7 protein-coding genes are annotated in these 8,221 nt (G+C 41.2%); 1 reads left to right on the top strand and 6 read right to left on the bottom strand.

Features of this window, described 5'->3' with window-relative positions:
• The coding region (locus ADA01nite_RS22460; protein ID WP_218029595.1) for a hypothetical protein at positions 1-194 on the top strand (194 nt) is incomplete at its 5' end.
• A 72-nt stretch (positions 195-266) separates the two neighbouring features.
• Here ADA01nite_RS22460 and ADA01nite_RS20360 read toward each other — a convergent pair.
• The 6 genes from ADA01nite_RS20360 to ADA01nite_RS20385 form a co-directional block, all read right to left on the bottom strand.
• Positions 267-1,526 carry an acyl-CoA dehydrogenase family protein gene (locus ADA01nite_RS20360; protein WP_246147439.1) on the bottom strand — a complete coding sequence of 420 codons (1,260 nt, stop codon included), beginning with the start codon at positions 1,524-1,526 and terminating at the stop codon, positions 267-269.
• A gap of 17 nt (positions 1,527-1,543) precedes the next feature.
• Positions 1,544-2,200, bottom strand: a complete 657-nt coding sequence (locus tag ADA01nite_RS20365) for a GntR family transcriptional regulator (protein ID WP_146812268.1) — start codon at positions 2,198-2,200, stop codon at positions 1,544-1,546.
• A 233-nt stretch (positions 2,201-2,433) separates the two neighbouring features.
• Positions 2,434-3,201, bottom strand: coding sequence for an SDR family NAD(P)-dependent oxidoreductase (locus tag ADA01nite_RS20370; protein ID WP_146812269.1), 768 nt, complete (start codon positions 3,199-3,201; stop codon positions 2,434-2,436).
• Between the two features lie 91 nt (positions 3,202-3,292).
• Positions 3,293-4,123: a thiamine pyrophosphate-dependent enzyme gene (locus tag ADA01nite_RS20375; RefSeq protein WP_146812270.1), complete on the bottom strand. Its 831-nt coding sequence runs from the start codon at positions 4,121-4,123 to the stop codon at positions 3,293-3,295.
• A gap of 5 nt (positions 4,124-4,128) precedes the next feature.
• Positions 4,129-5,802: a 2-oxoacid:acceptor oxidoreductase family protein gene (locus ADA01nite_RS20380; protein ID WP_146812271.1), complete on the bottom strand. Its 1,674-nt coding sequence runs from the start codon at positions 5,800-5,802 to the stop codon at positions 4,129-4,131.
• Positions 5,803-6,015: 213 nt separating this feature from the next.
• Positions 6,016-7,317, bottom strand: coding sequence for a metal-dependent hydrolase family protein (locus tag ADA01nite_RS20385; RefSeq protein WP_146812272.1), 1,302 nt, complete (start codon positions 7,315-7,317; stop codon positions 6,016-6,018).
• Positions 7,318-8,221: the final 904 nt, after the last annotated feature.

Raw genomic sequence — 8,221 nt, forward strand, 5'->3', positions numbered from 1 at the left:
ATGTCGGGGTTGCGGCTGAGATGCCATGGTGGTTTTCTGCGAACACCTCGCGTACCGGCAGAAAACAAATCAACACGGCTGATGCTGATAAATTAGATTTTCTATTTCAGCGGCTGCTATTAGAAAAGTCGATTTTTCCCGCACTGAGAAAAATCGACTTTAGTTTAGCGTACAAATTAAGAATGTTACGATAATTATAAAGCCTCATCTTGATTCATTACCAGGATCATTTCTTTTGCCCATATAAAGCGGATACAATTCTTGACTCATACCAATTGCCTCTCTGCCTGGAATGCTTTTAGGATTTGCTTCGCCACTACCATGCGATGGACTTCATCAGGGCCATCGTAGATACGTGCGGAACGAGCTTCTCGGTAAAAACCCTCCAGTGGTGTATCAGCTGTAATACCGAGCGCCCCATGAACTTGAATGGCGCGATCAATGACATCTTGCAAAACTTTTGCACCAAAAAATTTGATCATTGAAATCTCTTTGCGTGCTTGATCCCCCTGATCCATTTTCCATGCAGCGTACAAAGTCATTAAACGGGCAGCTTCAATTTCAGTGGCTGAGTCGGCAATAAAGTTTTGTATGGTTTGAAATTCAGCCAATTTTTTCCCTCGGGTTTCTCTGCGAAGAGAGTAATCAACCATCAGATCGAAACTCCGTTTGGCTACGCCAATCCAACGCATAGCATGCGTAATACGTCCAGGTCCTAGACGCAACTGAGCCAATTTGAAACCTTCCCCACGATTTCCAAGCATATTTTCAGCCGGAATGCGACAATTGGTATAACGAACCTCACCATGACCCCCTGTATAATGATCTCCCATAATCGGAATCTCCCGAACAATTTCAAAACCTGGATTGTCGGCGTCCACGATGAACATACTGAATCGCTTATGGGGAGGAGCATCGGGATCAGTGGCCGCCATGACAATGGAGAAGGAGGCACCAATCGCACCCGTTGTGAACCATTTATGGGCATTGATTACCCAATCGTTCCCATCCTTTTCTGCGCGAGCTTGTAGGGTTGTAGGATCAGAACCAGATACTTCAGGTTCGGTCATGGCAAAACAGGAGCGAATTTCTCCGTTGACTAAAGGGATTAAATATTTTCTCTTCTGCTCAGGTGTTCCGGCATGCCATAGAATCTCCGAATTCCCGGCATCTGGTGCCATGGAACCGAAAATATAGGGAGCAATTGGGCTTCTTCCAATAATTTCTGAAAGTAAGCCAAGAGAAACGAATCCCATGCCCATACCGCCGATTTCTTTCGGCATATGGCCAGCCCACAGTCCCATTTCCTTTACGCGTGCCTGCAGCGGCCGCAAAATATCTTCCGGTAAACCGCGGTGTGGAACCATATATTTTTCATTGGGATAGACGTATTCATCCATAAATGCGGTCGCTTTTTCAATCATTTCTTGTTGTTCAGGGGTTGGACTAAAATCGAACATACTCATCACTCCTGTCAAATGCTTAAAAATAAACAAATCAATTATCGCGTCAACTAGTTCAATCATTTCAATGAATAATCATCTTATGAATAATCAGCAACCGTATAAAGTTTAATTTCTTCTATATGTTCTTCCATTAGTTTTTTAGCTTCATCTATTTTTGAATTATACATTGCTATCAAAAATCTTTTATGCATGTCGTTAGCCTGCAGAGGCCTGTCAGAATTTTTTGCAATGATAATACCAAACCATTTGATTTGCAATTCCAACGTGTTCATAAATGTTATCAATCGTCGATTATCCGAATACTGAATAATAGTTCGGTGCAATCGTCTATCAGCTTGAAAAAATGACTCTACATTCCCATTTTTAATTTCTGCTTCAGCATGTTCAGCTTCACGTAACAACGATTCCAATTCGATTTTTGGGATTCTCTGGCTAGCCAATTGAACAGCTTGACTTTCTAAAGCTTTCCGGACATCATAAATTTCTATTATATCCTTGACTTTTGGTATACTCACAAAGGTTCCTGATCGCGGTTTTACTTCGATTAACCCTTCTTGTTGCAGACGATTTATTGCATCTCGTAAAGGCGTCTTGCTCACCCCTAGTTCCTCTATTAATTCTTCATAATTAATTCTAGATCCAGGTGGCAATTGATTAAGGACAATTTTATCCCGTAAATAAATATACACTCGCTCATATAAGTTGCGATTATCGAACTGCACCCGTTTGATCATCTAACTCCATCACCCTACTTTCCTTTGTTAAACAGCTAGGCTGCGGGGGACAGCCAGAATTGAGACTTTAACCAGACCTTGTAATTAAAATACCACTTTTAGACTCACCTTTAAAGTTAGGGTGTTCTTTAACTCGATAAACCGCTACGCCCCCGTCAGCCTAACTTACAATCTTCAATATATAAACAGGGTGCACCTGCCTCTATGAATTCATCCAAACAAACTTCCGAGAATTAGACCCCATATGCGGTAAGACCGCCATCGATCATCAATGTATGGCCGGTTACGTAGTTTGCTAAATCGGAAGCAAGATACAGAACACCACCTACAACCTCATCAGGATTTCCTAATCGCTTACTTGGCGTTCGAGAAATTATGGTATTTAAAAACTCTTGATCCTTTATGGCATTAGCGACTAGCTCTGTCTTAATGTATCCTGGTCCAACAGCATTTACCTGGATATTATATTTCGCCCACTCACTGGCCAAAACTTTGGTGAGTAATACAACTCCCCCTTTACTTGAACTATACGGAGCTGAGTTGGTTATCCCTACAACCCCACCTACTGAAGCCATATTCACAATTTTTCCGTAACCCTGATGAATCATTTCTTTCCCTACAGCTTGGCACATAAAAAAGTACGATCTTTGGTTGAGATCCATAATATAATCCCAATCCTCTTCCGTCACTTCCGTTGATGGTTTTCTTCTTGTGACGCCTGAATTATTTACCAATACATCAATTCTGGGGTAATTTTGTTTGATTTTCGCTACTACTTCTTGAATAGTATCTATTACTGATAAATCTGCAGGAATAACAATCGCTTCTCCCCCTGCATCCTCTACTAAAGAAGCTGTTTCTTCTAATTGATCTTTGTTACGACTAACCAACACTACATTAGCACCTAACGAACCGAAGCCAACTGCGATATCTCTTCCAATTCCCCTGCTTGCACCGGTTACTACAACAATTTTGTTCTTAAAATCAAATTGGTAATTCATAAAATAAACACCTCCTACAATCTAACTAAATTCTTAGTTAAAAAAATAGAGCCAGAGGAAAGGAAAATCCTTTCCTCAATCAAGTTCAAAGTTATACAAGTTTAGAACGAAGATACGCTACAATATCATTGTTCCCATTATTTGTTTGTTGAGCAGGTTCGATCGAATCATTGTTATACGATTTCCACAGCACTCCTACAGGCATTGAAGGCTGGCTAAGTATCCCCACATACTCCTGAGGAGTGCTCGCCGGATTTTCTTTGTAGCTAATATTTTCACGATAAAAATCATAGCCTTGGGACTTATTAAAAACGACACATGGACTAAAAACATTTATTAAAGAAAAACCGTTATGTCTAATTCCTTCTATAATAAGGTTCTCAAGGTGTTTAGCATCTCCCGAAAATCCCTGCGCAATAAAAGAAGCACCAGAAGCCCAGGACAACAATAGCGGATTCACAGGTACATCCGGGTTCCCCAACGGCGTTGTGGAGGATTGGTACCCCACTCGGCTCGTTGGTGACGTCTGTCCTTTTGTGTTCCCATACACTCCATTGTCCATTACGATATAAGTAATGTTCAAATTTCGTCTGGCGGCATGAACAAGGTGACCTACACCAATACCATATCCATCTCCGTCTCCGCCTGCTGCAATGACCGTTAGATCCGGTCGAGAGGCTTTAACTCCTTGTGCAATCGGCAAAGAACGTCCATGTGTTCCATGAATGCTGTATCCACCGTAATAATGTCCAATCTTACCGCTACAACCTATACCTGAAACTAAGACAGTGTTTTCCGGACTAATTTGTAGAGAAAATAACGCGCGTTGGATGCATTTCAATACTGAAAAATCACCACACGCTGGGCACCACGTAGGTGTATTCCCATTCGAATAATCTTTTATAGTAAGTGATTCTGGCATTTACATTACCCCCTAATTAATTCATTTTGATTAGACTCAATACCGTTCAAGGAATTCTCGAATTCTTCCAGTGTGTAATGCTCACCATCAAATCGAAGGAGGGAATGTAGATTTTTGTCCACAAGAGCAGGTTCAATAATAGATCGTATTTGTCCTGTTGCATTATATTCGGCGACAATTACTGTTTTCACATTGGATACGGCAGCTGATATCTCTTCCATTGGAACTGGATGTAATTGACGGAGCAAAACACCAACATATTTATCAGGATGAAGATTCACAATGTTCTCAATGAGCTCTCCCATTGAACCGGTTCCCACAATAGCAACTGGAGCTTCTGTATTACCTACAATTGATAACGGTCGGTTATATTGTATGTGATCTGTCTTATGCAATCGTCTCATGTGCAGCGTGTGTCGCACTTCTTTGTAATTAGGCTCCATAAATCCCCTTTCATCATGCTCATCTCCACTAGCAACATAAGCCCCACCTTTAATGCCAGGGATTGTTCGAATTGGGGGTGCGCCATCAACAGAACGATATCTCACGTACCCTTCTAAAGGAGCTGATTCGGTAAGAGTCGGACCTCTGTCAACAGCTACACTACGAATGGCTTTCTCTACGGAAGACCACGGGATAGAGATACGTCGTAATGCAAGATCAAGATCAAGGGCAATAATTACCGGGCACTGATAATAGTCGGCCAGATTAAGGGCTTCTTGAATCACAACAATACAATCAAGTACATTTGTTGGGGAAAGTAAAATCCGCGCAAATTCGCCGTGACCAGCATAGCGAAGATGTAGGAGGTCACTTTGTTCCGTTTTGGTTGGCATTCCAGTTGAAGGGCCCCCACGTTGGTTATCGATAATAACAAGAGGAATCTCAGTAGCACCAAGATAACTAATCCCTTCTGTCATGAGTGCGATCCCAGGACCACTGCTCGCAACAAATGTCCTTTTACCGGCAAAACTAGCACCAATCGCAGCATGAATTGCAGCAATTTCATCTTCGACTTGATAGGTTTTTCCACCGATCGGCGGAAGCCATTTGGAAAGGTTCTCTAAAATTTCAGAGGCAGGAGTGATAGGATATCCGAAGTAATGTCGAACCTCTCCAGCAATAGCACCCAGGCACAAAGCATCGTTGCCCGAAATTGTCACATTGCTTAGGGAGGAAGGTTTTAAGATATCCTTAGCTTTAGATTGCCCTAAAAGATATCCACGATGGGCTAATTTATTGTTTGATTCACCACGGAATCGGGCGTTTACGGCTTCCTCTATTAGAGAAAAGGGTATACCGAGATAACCGGCAATAATTCCAAGACTCCAAACATTAAATCCTAGTTTTGGGGATTCCTCTCGATTCTCTTCGGGTACAAGCGTAGTAGTCGATGGCCCGAATAACAGGCCTTTATCTTTTACTCTTGGTAAGTAACGTTTTGCTCCCTCATCATCCCATACTACTGCTATGTCAATAGCTTCTATTCGTGGTGGGGGAGATTCTTCACCTTCTTCAGAAATATAAATTTCAAATGCGGTATGTCCCCCTCTAATAATTGTGGAGAAATCTCTCCATGCCCGATGAGAATACCCTTGTGACTGCAAGATACTAGACAAAATCTCACCTGCTGTTTCTATACCTTGCCCGGTCAATCCCAATAACGCAGCAGACTTCATAATATTTTCCCTCCCATAAATTTATATAAAGAAGCTAAAAACTAACACCTAATATCTGATATATCAGATTATAGTATAAATTTATAATAATGTAAATAATCCATTTAATCAGAAATCAAATCGCTAACTTAGCACACTAACACTTAAACCTATGCGGTTAATGTCGGCCCTTGTGCCGACATTAACCGTATAAAATGTAGTAACCCGCTTTTGTTAAACTAAATTACTAACGGTTGGTTGTATGGAACTGACGAAGTCGTTGTGATACCATTTTCCACCTTTCATTACCCCGACGATTCGTTCTTTTTCCTGAAGAATCCTTACGTCCTCCAAAGGATTACCTTCAACTACAATGAGATCGGCAAACTTACCTGATTCCAGTGTTCCGATCATTCCTCGAGGTTTCATTGCGGCTCCAGCATCCCTGGTTGCTGCAAGAAGAACTTCCTTGGGAGTATATCCGAAATACTCGACAAAATTCTGGAGATCGCGAGCATAGGTACCATGCGGTGACCAGTTAAAGCCGAAATCTCCGCCTGGCAGAACACGCACACCGGCTTCTTTCAGCCTTTTAACGCTAGAAATGCTTTCATTTATTTCTTCCTGATATCCGTTAGCATCTAGAAATTCTTTTGTAACCCCAAACTCTGCACCGCGTTCGTACAGTCCTACATGCCATTCAATAGCCGGTACTACAAAGATTCGATCCCTTACGCTCCTTAGGAGTTCTACCGTTTCATCATCAAGCACATTTGCGTGACCAATAATATCCATTCCAGCCCTTACCGCTATCCTTACGGCTTCCGCCCCGCGTGCATGACAAACCGCCAATAGACCGCGGCGATGTGCCTCGTCAACAGCAGCACATACTTCTTCTTCGGTATACGCTAATTCACCGGGATAGTCGTTATCAAGCATTCCTTCTCCATCGATATAAATCTTAACTACATCTGCCCCGTTCTTGCGAATGCTTCGTATTGCCTTTCTTAACTCCCACGGCCCATCCGCTTTAATTCCTAACCCTTCCATTCCCAGCTTTAAATAATCAGGATTCCAATCAGGCATACCTCCTGTTGCGGTCACATCTCGTCCACATGCAAGATAGCGGGGACCTTCAATTTTTCCGGCGTTAATCGCATCGCGAATAGCAACATCTATCCGGGATATACTTCCAAAACTAATTGCCGATGTATAACCAGAACGGAGCATAGTTTTCGCGTTAAGAACTGCGTTAATTACTGTTTCTTCAACTGGAGAATTCAGATCAAGATCTTGAACACTGTTCGCCCCGTAATAGGATAAATGGGCATGCGCTTCAACAAGACCTGGCATAACGAAACGCCCACCAAGATCGATACGGGGTACTTCCTCAGCAACCTCCTGCAAAAAGGCTTCTGTGGAACCGACGCTGACAATCTTATCGCCCTCAATCATAATGGCCCCGTTTACGGGGTCTCCTCCCCGGCCGTCAAAGATAGTTCCATTCACCATTAACACACGCGTATTTTCCATCATTATTCCTCCCTCGATAAATAAATTTATTAACCAAAATGTAGCCGTTCATAGAAGTTTTTTTACAATTTCGAAATAAATATTCTCCCCCATAATTTGTGTAAAGAAGACAGGAACTAATATCTGATACATCAGAAAAATTGTTTTATCTTACCAATTTGCTATTAAGTATCGCCTTCACTACATCACTCCTTTTTTTAAAAGCTCCCCCTGTGTTTTCAATCAACAAGCAATTGCAAAGAACTTTGTTTTCACTTATGAAACCCCTTTCATTTTTTATGATTAATACCTGTTCGAAAAGATTTATCTATTAGAACTTTTCGAACAAGCAAATAAAACGAAAGTGATATTCCATGTAGAATCATAAATTACACTCAAAAAACTTAAGATGGATCGGTTTCTATCATCGAGCTTCTTTATAGTCAGTCGACCAATGCTCACAGTCCGTAATAACCTCTAAACTTGGTAGTAAGAAACTCATGATAAAGTTGTTTAGCCACCCAACTTGCAGTTACTTTATCTTCCTTCCCCACCATCAATATTTAATAAGCTAAAAACTAATATCTGGTATATCAGTTATAAAGTAAACTGCACTCTTACCTACTTTTTGAGCATTTTCCTTGACCTCCATATTCATATTTAGGTTTTTAACACGATTACCATTTATTTCTCTTCGACCTACAATCGATTTGCATACTGAATTTATCAATATAGATTATAGTTAACGCTTTCATATTACTATATCTTAAAACATTCTGTCAATTATAAAAATTAAAATAAATATATTCAACGTAATTGTGCACTTCTTCAATTGCGGTATTTTACTTACATTTTCTGGGCCGCCTTGAAACACTGCTGAAAATGAAAGGAAAGATAGCTGACTTTTACGGTAGGAGGGAAAAGAGAG

This window comes from Aneurinibacillus danicus (assembly GCF_007991215.1).
Lineage (GTDB): Bacteria > Bacillota > Bacilli > Aneurinibacillales > Aneurinibacillaceae > Aneurinibacillus > Aneurinibacillus danicus.